At 65.2% G+C, this 14,762-nt stretch carries 15 protein-coding genes; 9 read left to right on the top strand and 6 right to left on the bottom strand.

The window, feature by feature from the left end; translation table 11 throughout:
* Positions 1 to 45 precede the first annotated feature (45 nt).
* Positions 46 to 843, top strand: a complete 798-nt coding sequence (locus NY78_RS03540; RefSeq protein ID WP_047960016.1) for a lytic transglycosylase domain-containing protein — start codon at positions 46 to 48, stop codon at positions 841 to 843.
* Positions 844 to 886: 43 nt separating this feature from the next.
* Here the strand turns inward: NY78_RS03540 and NY78_RS03535 are convergent, their stop codons facing one another.
* The 3 genes from NY78_RS03535 to NY78_RS03525 form a co-directional block, all read right to left on the bottom strand.
* Positions 887 to 1,354 carry a hypothetical protein gene (locus NY78_RS03535; RefSeq protein WP_043631811.1) on the bottom strand — a complete coding sequence of 156 codons (468 nt, stop codon included), beginning with the start codon at positions 1,352 to 1,354 and terminating at the stop codon, positions 887 to 889.
* 158 nt (positions 1,355 to 1,512) lie between these two features.
* The gene (locus tag NY78_RS03530) at positions 1,513 to 2,661 is read right to left on the bottom strand and encodes a YibE/F family protein (RefSeq protein WP_043631808.1); all 1,149 of its coding nucleotides are present in this window, start codon (positions 2,659 to 2,661) and stop codon (positions 1,513 to 1,515) included.
* 393 nt (positions 2,662 to 3,054) lie between these two features.
* On the bottom strand, positions 3,055 to 4,611 hold the full coding sequence (locus NY78_RS03525) for an alkaline phosphatase (RefSeq protein WP_043631806.1): 1,557 nt from the start codon (positions 4,609 to 4,611) through the stop codon (positions 3,055 to 3,057).
* A 240-nt stretch (positions 4,612 to 4,851) separates the two neighbouring features.
* Here NY78_RS03525 and NY78_RS03520 point away from each other — a divergent pair, with 240 nt between their 5' ends.
* The 4 genes from NY78_RS03520 (at position 4,852) to rbr (ending at position 8,063) form a co-directional block, all read left to right on the top strand.
* On the top strand, positions 4,852 to 6,018 hold the full coding sequence (locus tag NY78_RS03520) for a trans-sulfuration enzyme family protein (RefSeq protein ID WP_043631804.1): 1,167 nt from the start codon (positions 4,852 to 4,854) through the stop codon (positions 6,016 to 6,018).
* A gap of 80 nt (positions 6,019 to 6,098) precedes the next feature.
* Positions 6,099 to 6,692 carry a peroxiredoxin family protein gene (locus NY78_RS03515; protein ID WP_043631803.1) on the top strand — a complete coding sequence of 198 codons (594 nt, stop codon included), beginning with the start codon at positions 6,099 to 6,101 and terminating at the stop codon, positions 6,690 to 6,692.
* A 22-nt stretch (positions 6,693 to 6,714) separates the two neighbouring features.
* The gene (locus NY78_RS03510; RefSeq protein WP_043631801.1) at positions 6,715 to 7,320 is read left to right on the top strand and encodes a redoxin domain-containing protein; all 606 of its coding nucleotides are present in this window, start codon (positions 6,715 to 6,717) and stop codon (positions 7,318 to 7,320) included.
* Positions 7,321 to 7,487: 167 nt separating this feature from the next.
* Positions 7,488 to 8,063 (top strand): rubrerythrin, encoded by a 576-nt coding sequence (gene rbr / locus NY78_RS03505; protein WP_043631798.1) that lies wholly within the window; start codon positions 7,488 to 7,490, stop codon positions 8,061 to 8,063.
* 552 nt (positions 8,064 to 8,615) lie between these two features.
* Here the strand turns inward: rbr and NY78_RS03500 are convergent.
* Together NY78_RS03500 and NY78_RS03495 are read right to left on the bottom strand one after the other, a co-directional pair.
* The gene (locus NY78_RS03500) at positions 8,616 to 9,080 is read right to left on the bottom strand and encodes a hypothetical protein (RefSeq protein WP_043631797.1); all 465 of its coding nucleotides are present in this window, start codon (positions 9,078 to 9,080) and stop codon (positions 8,616 to 8,618) included.
* Positions 9,073 to 10,053: a 4Fe-4S dicluster domain-containing protein gene (locus tag NY78_RS03495; protein WP_043631795.1), complete on the bottom strand. Its 981-nt coding sequence runs from the start codon at positions 10,051 to 10,053 to the stop codon at positions 9,073 to 9,075. The genes NY78_RS03500 and NY78_RS03495 overlap by 8 nt, the downstream gene beginning before the upstream one ends.
* Before the next feature lie 173 nt (positions 10,054 to 10,226).
* Between NY78_RS03495 and NY78_RS03490 the strand changes: the two genes are divergently transcribed.
* Positions 10,227 to 10,922 (top strand): Crp/Fnr family transcriptional regulator, encoded by a 696-nt coding sequence (locus tag NY78_RS03490; protein ID WP_043631793.1) that lies wholly within the window; start codon positions 10,227 to 10,229, stop codon positions 10,920 to 10,922.
* 2 nt (positions 10,923 to 10,924) lie between these two features.
* Positions 10,925 to 11,539, top strand: coding sequence for a Crp/Fnr family transcriptional regulator (locus tag NY78_RS03485; protein ID WP_043631791.1), 615 nt, complete (start codon positions 10,925 to 10,927; stop codon positions 11,537 to 11,539).
* A gap of 213 nt (positions 11,540 to 11,752) precedes the next feature.
* On the opposite strand, the gene NY78_RS25395 is transcribed toward NY78_RS03485, so the two are convergent.
* Positions 11,753 to 12,370, bottom strand: a complete 618-nt coding sequence (locus NY78_RS25395; protein WP_047960015.1) for a hypothetical protein — start codon at positions 12,368 to 12,370, stop codon at positions 11,753 to 11,755.
* Between the two features lie 599 nt (positions 12,371 to 12,969).
* On the opposite strand from NY78_RS25395, the gene NY78_RS03475 reads away from it, so the two are divergent.
* Complete coding sequence (locus NY78_RS03475; RefSeq protein WP_043631788.1) at positions 12,970 to 14,130, top strand: sulfite exporter TauE/SafE family protein; 1,161 nt, start codon at positions 12,970 to 12,972, stop codon at positions 14,128 to 14,130.
* Positions 14,131 to 14,198: 68 nt separating this feature from the next.
* Positions 14,199 to 14,756: a hypothetical protein gene (locus NY78_RS03470; protein ID WP_047960014.1), complete on the top strand. Its 558-nt coding sequence runs from the start codon at positions 14,199 to 14,201 to the stop codon at positions 14,754 to 14,756.
* The last annotated feature ends 6 nt before the right edge of the window (positions 14,757 to 14,762 follow it).

The raw sequence follows: 14,762 nt of genomic DNA, 5'->3' as shown, positions 1-14,762 counted from the left end.
GGGTTCGCCGTCCTATTGGAGAATGGCGAACCCGCCGGAGAACCAATGACCAATGTTTCCGTCCCGCTTGCCCTGGGGATTTTGCTGCTTTTTGCCCCTGTCGTGGCCAACGCCTTTACGCTGTACGGCTATGAGGACGACTACGGCCTCGTCCACTTGAGCGAAGAGCCGCGCGACGAACACTACGTGCTCATCTACGAAGGCCCGACCGATCCCAAACTCGGTTTTGCGGCCATCAAAAAACGCATTGAGGAAAAAGGGGCCGTTTCCAAGGACCGCAAGGACGGCTGGATTCTCGAAGCGACCAAGGCCTATCGGCGCATGGGTCTGGCCCCGCTTGGGCCGTCAGGCTATCCGGCGGTCATCGAATCCGGGCCGCTCCTTGATCTGGTGCGCACCAAGAGCGCGGCCTCGGGCCTGGCCCCGGAGCTGCTCTATGCCGTCATCGAGCAGGAATCGCGGTTTTCCTCCTGCGCCGTGTCGCCCAAGGGCGCAGCCGGTCTCATGCAGCTGATGCCCGACACCCAGGCCCAGTTCGGCGTGGCCGATCCGTTCGATCCCGAACGCAACGTGGCCAGCGGGGCGAAATTTCTCCGCCAGCTCATCACCCGCTTTGGCGACGTGCGCTTGGCTCTGGCCGCCTACAATGCCGGCCCGGAGACGGTCGCCCGCTGCGGCGGCGTGCCCAACATTGCGGAAACGCTCAATTATGTGGATCGGATCATGACCCGCTACGCCATGCTCAAAGACAGCCACCCAGGCCTGTCCCCCCAAAAATCCCCTGCGGCCAAGCCCAAGGCTGCGGCCAAAGGCAAGTCCAAGGCCGCCGCGCCCGCATCCTGACCGACAGGACCCCGCCTCGGCTAGCCGCACGCCCCAAGCACGCTCACTGTGTCGCGCCAGCCGAGCCCCGGGGGCTTTGCCACAACCGGCGCTGGACCCAAAAGCCAAACACCAGACTGGCGACGAGCAGCAATGGGAAGACCAAGAATCCGAAGACGTTGCCTTCCATGTCCATGGCCGCGACGGCTCCCGTGAGCGGCAGCATAAAAAGACACGGCCGATGGGCGACCAGAAAGGCCTCCCAGGCCTCCGTCTTGGCCTGGGGCCGAAATCGCCGGCAGAGGATACGCCACAGCTGGCAGCGGGCCAAAAACACCGCCGCTGCAAACAGGGCGAAGACCGGCAGCACCAGCGACACGACGTTGGTCCCACGCGCAACCGTACCGTAGGGACTGGCCATGGTGCAAAAATAGGCGGTCAGAAAGGCCGGCGGATAGCCCACGGCCGCAGCCAGGACGTACAAGGCCCGGGTCGGAAGCGAGAGCGGTTGGGACGTAGCGGGTCGATCCATGACGCCTCCGCAGGACTCGGCACAAGAGGGCATGCTCCACCATGTGCCCCGCCACGCCTGCGGCGTCAAGCAGCCCGGCCACGGCCCGACGCCGGGGTCCAGGGCCACTCCCCCACCTCTGCACGTCCAGGGCAGCGTCCTGGCCTTTGTCCTCTTCCCTATCGCTTCTCGCGCGCCGCCCCTGTGCCCCGCGCCAAGAGCATCCCCCCGGCCGCAGCGGTCAGCGGCGCGGCCGTGACCAGCCCGAAACTGCCAACCAGCGTGTTGGCGATCTCGGCAGCCACATGCGGCATGGTGGCGACGTTTATAAGCGGCACGCCCTGGGCCATGACCACCATGAGCAGGGCCAACGAGCCGCCACAGTAAGCCAACAGCAGCGTGGTGGCCATGGTGCCGACCACCACCCGCCCGACGCGAAAGCCCGACCGGCACAACGCCATGCGCCCGATCTCCGGGTGATGCGCCGCCACCTCGGCCTGGGAAGCGGCCACGTCCATGGCCACGTCCATGATGGCCCCGCTGGCCCCCAGACAGATGGTGGCCAGAAACATGCGGCCAAGATCCAGGTGGGCAAAGCCGGTATAAAGGAGCGTCTCGGCAAAGGGCTTGACCGCGCCGGGCAGGGCAAAGCCCGGGGCCGTGGCCAGGGACAGCAGACAGGTGACGGCCACGCCGCCCAGGGACCCCAGATAGGCGGCCACAGCCCGGCGGTTGACCCCGCCGACCAGGAACACGACCCCGGCCATGAGCGCCGCCGTGACCCCAAGCACCGTCAGCATGGGATCGACCCCGCCAAGCGTCAGCGGCACCAGCACCTTCCACAGAAGCAGGGCCGTAAAGACGAACGACAGCACGGCCTTGACCCCGGTCATGCCGGCATAGGCGATAAGGACCAGGGCAAAGAGGCCCAAGAGCAGGCCTTGCAGCCCAAGCCGCCAATGGTCCTGGGCCACGGCCGAGACGATTTTCCCGTCCCGAAGGGACAAGACGACCAGGGCCGTTTCGCCTGGGGCAAAGACCTTGTCCATCTCAAGCTTGCCAAGCAAAATGTTGTCGGCAACGATTGTCTGGCCGGCATAAGGCCCGGCCAGCGGCACGACCGACACCCGCTGCTCGCCCTCGCGCACGAGGCCATATTGGCGCACATAGGCATTGTCCACGGCCGTCACCGTGGCCTTGACCTGCAAGGCGTCGGCCGGCAACCGCTCCTCAAAGCCGGTGGGCAAAAACCACAAGCCGACGCACAAGGCCGCGACCACGGCCAGCAGCAGCAGATCCTTGCGCGCCCCCAACGAAAAACGTCTCATAGCTTCCCTTTTTCCCGAAACCCACCCTGGCCCGGGACAGCGTTGGGGCCGCAGCTCGCCGAAAGAACACTCCGGCGGGCTGCGGCCCCGTCAAACAGACTTCAAGATCACAAGGCGGTCCAGGGTCCGGCCGACCGGATGGTCAGTCAGGGCAAACAACCCGTCTCCTCACTTTCCCCCTTTGGGAGATCCGGAGGCCGCAGGCCACCGGCCGCCGGAACAACAGTGGTTCCCGGCAGGCCAGCCACCGGGGTTTCCGGTCTGCTGCCGACCGGACTGCCAGCCAACGCCGTTCCCCCCTTAACCCCTTGCCTCCAGGTGGGATTCCAAAGGGCTCAGCCCTTTGGCCGCCGGAGGCCTCTTCCGTCTTCTTTTCTTCGCACGCTCTCTCGTCTACTTCTCGGCCAGGGCGGCCATGATCTTTTTGGACAGATCAGTGTTGTCGTAGTAGCCGGCGAAAACGTCCGAACCCGAGCCAACGGCCGAGGTCATGACCGGCACCCCGGTGTGGGAGTAGCTGGTCCAGGCAATGCCGGCCTTGTTGTCGAGAATGTGGGTCAGGGTCACGGCCAGGGGCTCATAGCCGCCGTAGGCCCGGTAGTCCATTTCGTTGCCGGACTTTTCCGCGTCGCCCTGCATGGACCGGGTGAAGGCGTCCTTCACGGCGGTCAGCTCGAAGTCGCGCAGATGCATGCCGTAGGGGTTGGCCGGGGAGGTGTTGTTCTCATCGGGCTTGGCCACGGTCTTCATGGCCTCAAGGTCGGCGGCGGCCGGGACAACGAGGCCGAAGCTGTCCTTGATCATGGGAATCACGTCTTCGAACTTGGCCGAAGCCGCGTCGTGGGTCTTTTTGTATGCCTTAAGCGCCGTGGTAAAGCCCTCAAACGAGTCCTTCTGGCTTTTCAAGTAATCGTAATAGTTGCCGTAGCGCGTGCCGGCAAAGCCCAGGGTCATGCCGCCGCACTCGTGGTCGCCGGTGACGACGATCAGCGTTTCCTTGGGATGGGCTTCGGCGAATTTGACCGCCTCGGCCACGGCGGCGTCAAAGGCCACGGTGTCTTGAATGGAGGCGGCGGCGTCGTTGGCGTGGCAGGCCCAGTCGATCTTGCCGCCTTCGACCATGAAGAAAAAGCCCTTGGGGTTGTCGAGCAGCTCGATGCCTTTGGTCGTGTATTCGGCCAGGGTCAGGCCTTTCGTGTCGCCGTCGAGGGCGTAGGGCAGGGCCTTGTCGGCGTCGAGTTCGGGATTAAGGGCCACGAGCCTGGCCCCGGGCTTGGCGGCCAGGATGGCGTCGCGGGTATCGGCCACGGCGTAGCCGGCGGTTTTGAGCACATCCAGGGCGTTTGGCTTTTCACCCTCGGTCTTGGATTTCTTGCCGGCCGGGTCTTTGAAACCGCCGCCGCCAAAGTAATCAAAGCCGCTTTTGGCCGCGTCCAGGGCGATTTCGTAGTAGTTGTTGCGGCTGGTCTGGTGGGCATAGAAGCAGGCCGGGGTGGCGTGGTCGAGCGACACGCTGGAGACGACGCCGACCTTCATGCCCTGGTCGCGGGCCTTTTCCGCCAGGGTGGGCACGGGTTTTTTGGCCCCGTCGACGCTAATCGCCCCGTTGTAGGTCTTGACCCCGGAGGCCAGGGCAGTGCCGGCTGCGCCGGAATCGGTGATGATGGAATTGAGCGAATAGGTGGTGGTCATGCCCTGGACCGGGAGCTTGTTCATGGTCAGCTTGACGATGCCGGGCTCGGATTTGCCGTCTTTGGCGGCCAGGAAATACTCGGCGGCGCTGCGCTGGGGCATGGCCATGCCGTCGCCGATGAACAGGAACACGTACTTGGGGGCGTTGCCGGCCCCGGCGTGGGCCTGGGCGGCAACGAGCATGATGATGGCCAGGACGATCCAGGCCACACGGTTGATCGTGGCCGCGCAAAACGGCGGCAAAGCGTGTCGACGCATGGTGTGTTTTCCTCCGTTGGGGGTATCGCGTCCCAGATAGCCCGGCCCGTGTGACACGGAGGTGACATGGCTGTTGCGTTTACAGCCGTGGCTCTTTCCGCTCCGCCCGGCCCCCGGGCCAAAGGCCGCGTCCCCGACCCCAGGTCCGTTGCCGCCCGGGTCGAAGCAGCTGTGATTGCCTTGGCAACCATCGGGTTCCCGGCTACATTTTCTGAAAACCGATACCAAGGAGGAGCCGCAATGGACATCACGAGCCTGGGAGAAAACACCCGTAGCGTCCGGGCCGGGGAACAACTCGACCGCACGGTCGGCGGCGTCACCACGCCCATTCACACCGCTGCCGCCTACATGGCCGCCGAAGGCGTGGACGGAGCCTACCGCTATCCGCGCTACTGCAATATCCCCACCCAGGCCGCGCCGGCCGAAAAGCTCGCCGCCCTGGAAGGGGCCGCCGCCGGGTTGGTCCTGGCTTCGGGCATGGCCGCCATCTCCTCAAGCCTGCTCGCCGTGCTCACCACCGGCGACCACGTGGTGCTCCAGGCCGACCTCTACGGCGGCACCCACCGCTTCCTCATGGCCGAACTGGCCCGTCTCGGCATCGGCTTCACCCTGGTCCCGGACGCCGACCCGACCACGCTGGAAGCCGCCGTCACCGAGCGCACCCGGGTGGTCTATGTGGAGACGCCAAGCAACCCGCTGTTGCGCATCATCGACCTGGAAGGCACTGCCGCCATGGCCGCCCGCCGGGGCCTTGTCTCCATGGTGGACAACACCTTTGCCTCGCCCATCAACCAGCGCCCGCTGGAACTTGGCTTCGACCTGTCCATCCACAGCGGCACGAAATACTTAAACGGCCACAGCGACCTCAACTGCGGGGCCGTGGCCGGATCGAAATCCCTGGTCGACGCCGTCAAGGAACGGGCCGTCAACTTCGGCCAGACCCTTAACACCTACGACTGCTATCTGCTTGAACGCGGCATGAAGACCCTGGCCCTGCGCATGGCCCGCCACAACGAAAACGCCCAGGCCGTGGCCGAGTTCCTGGCCGGGCGCAAAGGCGTTGCCGCCGTCCACTACCCGGGCCTGCCAAGCCACCCCGGCCACGCCCTGGCCAAACGCCAGATGCGCGGCTTTGGCGGCATGATGTCGTTTGATCTCGACTGCCCGCCCGAGGCCGCCCGCTGCTTCATGGACAACCTGGAACTGGTGCTCGAAGCGGTCAGCTTAGGCGGCATCGAATCCCTGGCCTGCTTCCCGGCCGTCACCTCCCACGCCAAAATGTCCCGGGAGGGCCGGCTGGCCATCGGCGTCACCGATACCCTGGTGCGCCTGTCGGTTGGCTGCGAAGACGCCGAAGACATCATCCGCGACATCTCCCGGGCCATGGACGCCGCCACTATCGCCTGAAGCCCTTTGCCCCGGGCCGCAGAATGCTTATACAAGCATTTCGCGGCCCGGCCGCCCAACACCGTCGCATCGGAGGGAGCATGAAAGGTCTTCTTGCATTCGTCGCCGCCTTGATCCTTGTCGTCGCCGCCAGCACCCGGGCCATGGCCGTGGAAGCGTCCGAAGCCCCGGGGGCCAAACCCCTGCCCGTGGGCACGGCCTTTCCCGACGTGCCGCTTATCGGTCCCCTCCCCCCCACCCTGGCCGCCAGCCTCGGCATCGCCGCCGCCGGCCCCACGCCCATCAACACCGTGGACGCCGACATCCTCGTGGTCGAAATTTTCAGCATGTATTGCCCGTTTTGCCAGCGCGAAGCCCCAACCATAAACGAACTCCATGCGCTCATCGACAAGCGCGGCCTGGGCAAACGTATCAAGATCATCGGCATCGGGGCCGGCAACTCCGACACCGAAGTGGACATCTTCCGCAAAAAATACAACGTGCCCTTTGCCCTGTTCTCGGATTCGGCCTTTGCCGTGCACCAGCGCGTCGGGCAGGTGGGGACGCCGTTTTTTTACGTGTTGCGCAAAAACCCCGGCAAGGGTTACGAGATCGTCCTGACCCACCTCGGCCTGATCCCCTCCCCGGCCGACTTTCTTGCCGCCATCACCGCCAAGGCCGGCATACAGCCCTAACGCGCAAACCCAAGGAGCCCCCATGCGCAGACTCGCCCTGCTCCTGGCCGTTTCGGCCCTGCTCGTTGCCGCTTCGGTCGCCGCCGCACAATCCCCGCAGGAATCCCTGGCCAAAAACATCTTCCAGGTGCCCCATCTGCCGCCCACCGACAGCGTGCCGACCGTGGCCGTCGGCAACCCCATGCCCGACTTCGACCTGCCCGCCGTCGACGGCTCCCGGGTCCGGCTGGCCGACTATGTCGGCAAAAAAAATCTGGTGCTCTCCTTCGTTCCCGCCGCCTGGACCCCGGTGTGCTCCGGCCAATGGCCCGGGTACAACATCGCCCGGGACATTTTCGAAGCCAACGACGCCGCCCTCGTCGGCATCTCCGTGGACAACATCCCCACCCTTTTCGCCTGGACCCGGGAAATGGGCGGCCTGTGGTTCCCCGTGGCCTCGGACTTCTGGCCCCACGGCGGGCTGGCCAAAAAACTCGGCATCCTGCGCAGCGACGGCACGGCCGAACGCGCCCTCATTTTAGTGGACAAACAAGGCACGATCCGTTTCATTGATGTGCACGACATCAACACCAGACCTGACCTCGGCCCGCTCCTTGAGGCCATGGAAAAGGTCCGAAGCGGCCAATAAGCGCCGGCCCGGTCCATCCATGGCCTGCAACAGGCCGGTTGGTGCAGCCGTCGGGCGCCCGCACCAACCGGCACTGCTTGCACGCAATGGCACCTTGCCCGCCCACATCCCATCGTCACACACCCCCTGCACCGGGGAACCAACACCAGCACCATAACGGAGGACGCATGAAATCGCTCAAAGGCTCCAAGACCGAGAAAAACATCCTGATCGCCTTCTCCGGCGAATCCCAGGCCAGAAACCGCTACACCTACTTTGCCTCGGTGGCCAAAAAAGAAGGCTTCGAGCAAATTTCCGCCATCTTCACCGAAACCGCCGACCAGGAAAAAGAACACGCCAAACGCCTGTTCAAATACCTCGAAGGCGGCGAAGTGGAAATCACCGCCGCCTATCCGGCCGGGGTCATCGGCAATACCGTGGCCAACCTGCGCGAAGCCGCCGGCGGCGAATCCTACGAGGAAAACGACATGTACCCCTCGTTCGCCGCCATCGCCCGCGAAGAAGGCTACCCCGAAGTCGCCGCCACCTTCACCCACATCGCCAAGGCCGAAGGCTTCCACAAACGCCGCTACGCCGCCCTGGCCGACAACATCGAAGCCGGCAAAGTCTTCGCCCGCGAAGGCAAAGTCACCTGGCGCTGCCGCAACTGCGGCTACCCCATGGACAGCGACCACGCCCCGGACAAGTGCCCGGCCTGCGAACACCCGCAAGCCTACTTCGAAATCGCGCCTGAGAATTGGTAGAGGAGACGGGAGAGGCAGAGGAATGCCTCCGGCGGCCGGGGGGATGATCCCCCCGGACCCCTGCAATGGGGGTTGTAAGCGGGTGGGGTAGTGTGTGGTGTGCGGGCGTGAGAAAATGGGGGTTGGGATTGGGCTGGCAGTCCCGGCCGGAAGCCGCCCGGAACCGCCAGCCCAATCCCAACCCCCAACTCGCCAGCGTCCGGGCCGGTTTGGCGCGATCAAAGCCTCGCGCCAAACCGGCCCGGACGCATTTCTGAAAGATGGGCAGACGTTTTTTCGCAAGCACGGATTGCTGGTTCTGCTGCCTTCCCGGGCGAACCGGTTTGTTGGAATTGGGGCCGCCGTGCTCCCCGCGCTTCGCGGGGAGTGTCGGCGGCCCCAATTCCAACAAACCATGCGGCAAAGCCGCCAAGCGCTCCCGCGCCAACAGTCTTCCCGTACTCCCCCACCCGCAACAGTCCCTTACTCCGTCCAGGCCATGCGCCCCATTCAGGGGGTCCGGGGGGGATGATCCCCCCGGCCGCCGGAGGCCTTCCCCCTTATTTCACCACGTTACTCACCTACATAACTCTCCGCCACAGCCGGTCGCCGGCCCCTGACCAGGGCAAACGCCAGCAACCCCATGGCCAGTCCGAGGTGGGTCCAGTCCAGGTAGCGCACCTGCATGGGCGCGACCAGCGGATGTGACCCGTTTTGCAGAACGCGCACCAATCCGGTGATGGCCAGTGCGCCATAGAGCGCGATGCGTTGGCGACCGGCTGCGGTGAGCTGCGGCCGGTTGGCGCCTGCGCCGATCCAGGTTGTGGCGAAAACGGCCAGGAGGCAGACGAGTACCGCGGCCAGGACGAGATGGAGGGCGGCGGTGATCTCAAAATCGCCGAGCCAGTGCAGGCCGGGGATATCGGCAATGTAGTAGCGGGAGAAGATGGGCATCTGGCCCATGCCGGTCAGGGCCAGTCCCAGGGCGGCCAGGAGCAGCAGACGTTTTTGCCAGCGGGGGAAAAGCGGATCAGGCATGGTCGTCCTCCTTGGGGGCGGCGTTCTTGAAGCGGCCGGCCAGGCGCAGCAGGCCGGCCGCGATGCCGGCTATGGGGGCCATGAGGACCGCTGTGGCCAGGTTTTGTTCCTTGCCCATGACGTCGGCTGCGGCGTGGAGTCCTGGCTGGCCCGGGCCGGTTTTCAGGGCGGCGTTCAAGTCGGCGAAGGGCACCGGGGAAACGTAGAGCGTGTTGGTGCCGCCGTTTTCGGTTTCGCCGTAGATGAAACCGCCGATCGATTTGGCCATGGCGTGGGCGGCGGCGATGATTTCGGCCCGCGGGCCGATGGTCTGGACCTCGTAGGGACAGGCTTCGAGGCAGGCCGGCTTGCCGCCGGCGGCCACGCGACTGTGGCAGCGGTCGCATTTGTACATGACCCCGTTGCCGGCGAAGGCGGGCAGGAGATCGAGATACAGGCCAACGCCGGTCTGGCGTTGGGGGATGGCCCAGGGGCACACGGTGCGGCATTTGGAACCGCCGAGGCAGATACTGGCGTCAATGGCCACGGCTCCGTCGGCGTGGCGCACGGCCGAACCCCAGGGGCACAGTTCGACGCACGGCGGGTGGGTGCAGTGCATGCAGCGCCGGGGCATATTGACGGTGACCGGAGCGCCGTTTCGGCTGACCGTGGCGGACTGGATGAAAAGCCAGTTGTAGGGGGTCAGCCGGGTGTCGAGATCGCGCTTGTCGGAAAAATCCTCGGCCTTGACCCGGGCCGGGTACATTTTGGGAAAAGGCTTTTTCGGCTCGGGATAATCGGCCGCGTGGGCGTCGCGGCAGGCGGCCACGCAGGACCCGCAGCCCACGCACTTGGACAGGTCATAAAGGGTGGCCAGTTGTTCGCCGGATGCGGCGGCGGCGTCGCGGGCGATAAGCGTCGTGGCCACGGCCGGGGCGGTGGCCAGGGCGGTGCCGGCTGTACCGAGTGTTCTCAGAAAGGCGCGTCTGTTCATGCCGACGGACTCCTTGCCGGCTGTTGCCGGATGCCCGGTACATACGGGATGTGGCCGGTGTGGGCATTGATGTCGATCAACGGCCGCACGATTGCGTCTTGACGCGGACGGGAGAAGACCGCCACTACGCGGGTGTGGAGACATTCCGGCCTGTTGCCGGCCAAGGGGAGAACATGGATCAGGTTGCGCGAATGGTTCTTTTGCGGTCGCTGCCGTTTTTTGGCGGCCTGGACGAAGCGCGACTGGCCCGGCTGGCGGCCGGGGCGGTGGTGTCGCGGCATGGTCCGGGCGGGATTATCGCGGCCCGGGACGACGCCGGCGAGGCCTTTTATCTGGTGGCCTCGGGCCGGGCCAAGCTCTACCAGATCGGTCCGGACGGCCGGGAACAGACGCTCTACGTCCTTGGCCCGGGCGAACCGTTTTGCCTGTGCTCACTGGTGGACGCCGGGGAATTTCCCGCCTTTGCCGCTGCCCTGGAGGAGACGCGGGTGCTGGCTTTTCCGGCCAAGGCCCTGGCCGAGGCGGCCAAAGAGGACCCGCAGGTGCTTTTTGATCTGTTGCGGCTCATGTGCCGACGGCTCAAACAGTCCATGGCCATGGTCGAATCGTTGGCCCTGGTCCCGCTTTCCGGCCGGGTGGCCGGCTTTGTGCTGCACGAGGCCTCGCGCGGGCTTGGCGGCGAAACGGTGCGCCTGACGATCAGCCACCGGGAGCTGGCCAAGATCGTCGGGGCCACGCCGGAAGCCTTGTCCCGGGCCTTTAAAAAACTGGCCGAGGCCGGGGTTGTGGCCGTGCGCGGCCGCGAGGTGGACATCCTCGACCGGGCCGGGCTGGCCGCCGAGGCCGGGCTGGCCGGCGGGGAGGCGTAAGCGTGGAACAGGTTGACGGACCCGACGCAACCGCTTTGCTCGGGCTTATGCAAAAACTGCCGCTGTGGGCGGATTTCATCGAGGAAGACCTGGATCTGCTCATGCGGGCCGGGGCGGTGCGGCTGGTGCGCTTTGGCAGCGGCGAGACCATTGTCGAGGAAGGCAATTACGAGAAGACCTTTTTCGTGCTGCTGCGCGGCCATGGCCGGGTGGTGCGCAGCGGCAGGCTTGTGGCCTCCCTGGATGCGCCGGGCACCATTTTCGGCGAAATGAGCTTTGTCCTGGGCAAAGGCCGCACGGCCACGGTGGTGGCGGATACGCCCTGCGATTGTCTGGCCGTGGACATGGGCTATGTGGATTTTCTGCCCAGTCCCGAACGCGAGGATTTCCTCATCCGCATCTTTCGCCGTCTGGCCGCCATCGTGACCGGCCGGCTGGGGTCGGCCAATGCCCGCAAAGCCGCGCTGTTGACCGCCATCCGGGAACGCCGCGAGGCCCTGCGCGCCCATGTGGCCGCCGAACAGGCCGTCTTATCGGGACTTCGCCAGGAACTGGCCGGACTCGATACCGCCGACGACGAGGAAGTCCTGCGCCAGTTGCTCGACCGACAGTTTTAGGAAGGGAGAAGAGGAAGATGCCTCCGGCGGCCGGGGGGATGATCCCCCCGGACCCCTGCAAAGGGGGAAGGGTACAAGGGAAAAACGGGCACTCGCTTGCACTGCGGTCGGCCGGGATCCATGGCCGCCCAAGTCTACGCCTGACGGCAGGCTGAAGTTCCGGGACCAAGGGGACGCCGTCCCCGTGTACTCTCCCCTCAATCCAGTGTTCTGTTATACGGCGGACTGAGACGTCTTCGGATCGGAAGCCGGGAGGACAGCCTCGGACGGCCCATCAACGGCAGTGGCCGGCGGGACGCCGGGCGGCAGGTCGGAAGGGGCGTCAGGCGGCGTTTCGGTCGGCGCACCGGACGACAGGTCGGAGGGTGCACCGGGCGGCACATCCACGACGCCGTCTGCCGCCGGGGCCGGACTCCCCTTGCCCGCCGGCTCCTGGGGGGCCATGGTCTTTTGGGCGGTGGCCAGCACGGCCCCGACGAACTTCGCCCGGTTGGGATAGGCCATGGACCCGAGGAAATCACGCACGGACGCAAAGTCCTGGCAGACATGGGCGTATTCCTGGCGACCGGCTATGTCTTCGGTTTCGGGATAGGTGACGACGTAATAGAGAAAAAAACGGCCGGCCTGGGTGCGAAAGAGGGCCAACAGCTCCACCCGCCCGCCCGATGGCGGCATCAGCCCATCCGGCAGGACTTCGCGGCGATAATAGGCCAAAAGCGTGCCCGTTACGGCCACAGCCGATCCGTTTCGCGGCAGGCGGTACTTCTTGCGCTTGCCAAGGAGCTTGTCTCCGATGTCTTTTTCTTTCTTCGGTCGCAAAAAGGGCAGCATAATCACAGGCCTCCGCAGGCAGGGACAGGCTCCGCGAGACGGGGCCGGGTTGCCGGCATATAGCCCCAAGGCGGCAGGCGGGTCAAAGGGAAAGGCGTGGGTTTCTCCTTGCCCTGCCCAGGAGATTGAGGCATGGTTGCCCTGCCGGGACCGAAGTCCCGGAAATCAGGGCGGGTCGGCGACGGCAACGCCCTTTTTTATGGCCTGACTTTGTGAAAATGATCACAAACTTTCCTTCGATTCTCGCCCCTTTCCCGCCCTGGTTCGCCGTTCATTGTGAAAAACAGAATGATAGCAACACATTCTTGACAGAAAGCGGCTGCGATGCTCTATGATGCAACAAAAGCCCCACGGTCCCGCAACGGATCACAAAGGCTCGGGCCGCACCCTGGAGCACTCCGGTCACATAGCGACGATGTTGGCAGTCTTGCCCCGCATCGCGCACAAGCGACCACCGTTTCCAGAAGCGGCCGATGGTGCGGCGGCAGGCATCGCGTCTCCCCGCCCGTGGCAGCAAGGCAGTAGCGGCAGGCGGCTCGTCCGGCCGCACGCACCCACCAAGCAACGCAGTTTCGCCGCCAACCAGAAGGAGGCCACAGGTGAAGAACTGGAAATGGACCCTGCCCGTCGGGCTTTTGGCCATCGTGGCCATCGCTTTATGGTTTGAACCCGCCTTTGCCGACAAACTCTCCGACGCCATCGCCAAGGCGCCGGTCGGTTCCGAACCGGGCCAGATTCCGGCCGATCCCAATGCCGTCAAGGGCTTCCTCGGCATCCCGGGCTCGCCAGTGGTCAACCCCATCCTGGCTTTTTGCTGGGCCGTGTGGGTGGGCTGGATCTTCTCCACCGTAGGCGCGTTTGGCGGCGTCATGTCCGGCGTCGGCCACATGAGCGTCTTCGGCTTCGGCAGCTACGCCGGCAGCTTCAAAAAAACCGCTCCGGAGCTTGGCAAGGTCATCACCGACTCCATCAAGGCCTCCAACCAGTTCCTGGTCGGTCTTTCCGCCGCCATCAGCTCCTTTAACTATCTCAAGATGAAACGCCTCGTGCTGCCCCTGGCCATCACCCTGGGCCTTGGGTCGCTGATCGGCGCCTGGCTGGCCCAGGAACTCTCGGCCGGCAAGCTCGATTTCAAGTCCTACCAGGGCTATTTCGGCCTGTTCGTCCTGCTCCTTGGCTGCTGGCTGTTTTACGAGACCACCCCGGCCGGCCAGTCCAAAAAGCAGACCGCCAAAAAGGCCGCCCAGGCTTTCGAAGCCGCAGCCAAAAAGATCAAGTGCGGCGAATCCGTCGACGCCTCCTGCGACGGCCTGCACATCACCCAGTTCACCCTGTCCAAGTGCGCCTTCACCTTCTACGGCGTGCCGTTCCAGTTCAATCCGCTGATTCCTTTCCTCGGCGGCATCGTCATCTCGGCCGTGGCCGCCTTCCTGGGCGTCGGCGGCGGCTTCCTGCTGGTGCCGTTTCTGACCAGCGTCACCCAGCTGCCCATGTATCTGGCCGCCGGGACCTCGGCCCTGGCCGTTTTGGTCAGCATGGTCACCAGCATCATCACCCTGCTCTCCAAAGGCACGCCCATCGAGTGGCACTTCATTGGCCTGGAGATGCTCGGCATCGCCGTCGGTTCCTTCGTCGGCCCCATGACCTCGAAGTACTTCTCCGACGTGTGGCTCAAGCGCCTGTTTATCGTGCTGTCCGCCTACGTCGGCATCGGCTATCTGCTGGCCGGCTTTTTCAGCATCAAGCTCCCCGGTATCTAGATCGCAGACACGTCCCCCTGGACACGGCTCCCCGTCCCGGCTACCTGGGACGGGGAGCCTTTTTGGTTATGAACGACTTTTTCCTACGCGCCTTCATCGTCATCGACGCCATTCTCGTGGCCCCCTTCCGCTGGTTCGACAACGCCCAGGCCGGTTTTTTCTGCGGTCTGGCCGTGCTGGCCTTCAGTTGCGCCGTCCTTGGCCGGACCTGCGCCGCCGGCGTCGCCCGGGTCCACCGGACCAAGCGCGAAGGCCAGGACGCCGAAATCAAACGCCATCAGGACCTGTCCTTCTCGGCCCTGGCCGCCAAGGACCGCGAGACATACCTGGCCGCCAACCATCTGGCCCAGGAGGCCTACGGCAATTCCATGGCCCTGGGCGCCGGCCGGGCCGCGGCGCTTATCTGGCCGGCCCTGCTCGTCCTGGCCTGGGCCAGCTGGCGCTTTGCCGGCGTGCCGCTGCCCCTGGTCGGCCAGTCCGCCGGCCCGGCCGTCTTTTTCCTGCCGCTCTATATTGCCGCCCTGTGGGGCCTGTCCCGATTGCAGCGGGCGCGGCAGGCGCGGCAGGCCCGACGCGCCGCCGGGGACAGTCCCGGTGCGACCCACTTTCCTCCCGGCCCGAAGTGACGTATC

This window comes from Desulfovibrio sp. TomC, from assembly GCF_000801335.2.
In the GTDB taxonomy this organism is placed as follows: domain Bacteria; phylum Desulfobacterota; class Desulfovibrionia; order Desulfovibrionales; family Desulfovibrionaceae; genus Solidesulfovibrio.
This window is presented reverse-complemented; position numbering and strand designations above follow the sequence as displayed.

Excerpts from the sequence above, each read along its gene's own strand:
- NY78_RS03540 (WP_047960016.1), top strand. The coding sequence starts at position 46 with ATGACCAATGTTTCCGTCCCGCTTGCCCTGGGGATTTTGCTGCTTTTT.
- NY78_RS03535 (WP_043631811.1), bottom strand. The coding sequence starts at position 1,354 with ATGGATCGACCCGCTACGTCCCAACCGCTCTCGCTTCCGACCCGGGCC.
- NY78_RS03530 (WP_043631808.1), bottom strand. The coding sequence starts at position 2,661 with ATGAGACGTTTTTCGTTGGGGGCGCGCAAGGATCTGCTGCTGCTGGCC.
- NY78_RS03525 (WP_043631806.1), bottom strand. The coding sequence starts at position 4,611 with ATGCGTCGACACGCTTTGCCGCCGTTTTGCGCGGCCACGATCAACCGT.
- NY78_RS03520 (WP_043631804.1), top strand. The coding sequence starts at position 4,852 with ATGGACATCACGAGCCTGGGAGAAAACACCCGTAGCGTCCGGGCCGGG.
- NY78_RS03515 (WP_043631803.1), top strand. The coding sequence starts at position 6,099 with ATGAAAGGTCTTCTTGCATTCGTCGCCGCCTTGATCCTTGTCGTCGCC.
- NY78_RS03510 (WP_043631801.1), top strand. The coding sequence starts at position 6,715 with ATGCGCAGACTCGCCCTGCTCCTGGCCGTTTCGGCCCTGCTCGTTGCC.
- rbr (WP_043631798.1), top strand. The coding sequence starts at position 7,488 with ATGAAATCGCTCAAAGGCTCCAAGACCGAGAAAAACATCCTGATCGCC.
- NY78_RS03500 (WP_043631797.1), bottom strand. The coding sequence starts at position 9,080 with ATGCCTGATCCGCTTTTCCCCCGCTGGCAAAAACGTCTGCTGCTCCTG.
- NY78_RS03495 (WP_043631795.1), bottom strand. The coding sequence starts at position 10,053 with ATGAACAGACGCGCCTTTCTGAGAACACTCGGTACAGCCGGCACCGCC.
- NY78_RS03490 (WP_043631793.1), top strand. The coding sequence starts at position 10,227 with ATGGATCAGGTTGCGCGAATGGTTCTTTTGCGGTCGCTGCCGTTTTTT.
- NY78_RS25395 (WP_047960015.1), bottom strand. The coding sequence starts at position 12,370 with ATGCTGCCCTTTTTGCGACCGAAGAAAGAAAAAGACATCGGAGACAAG.
- NY78_RS03470 (WP_047960014.1), top strand. The coding sequence starts at position 14,199 with ATGAACGACTTTTTCCTACGCGCCTTCATCGTCATCGACGCCATTCTC.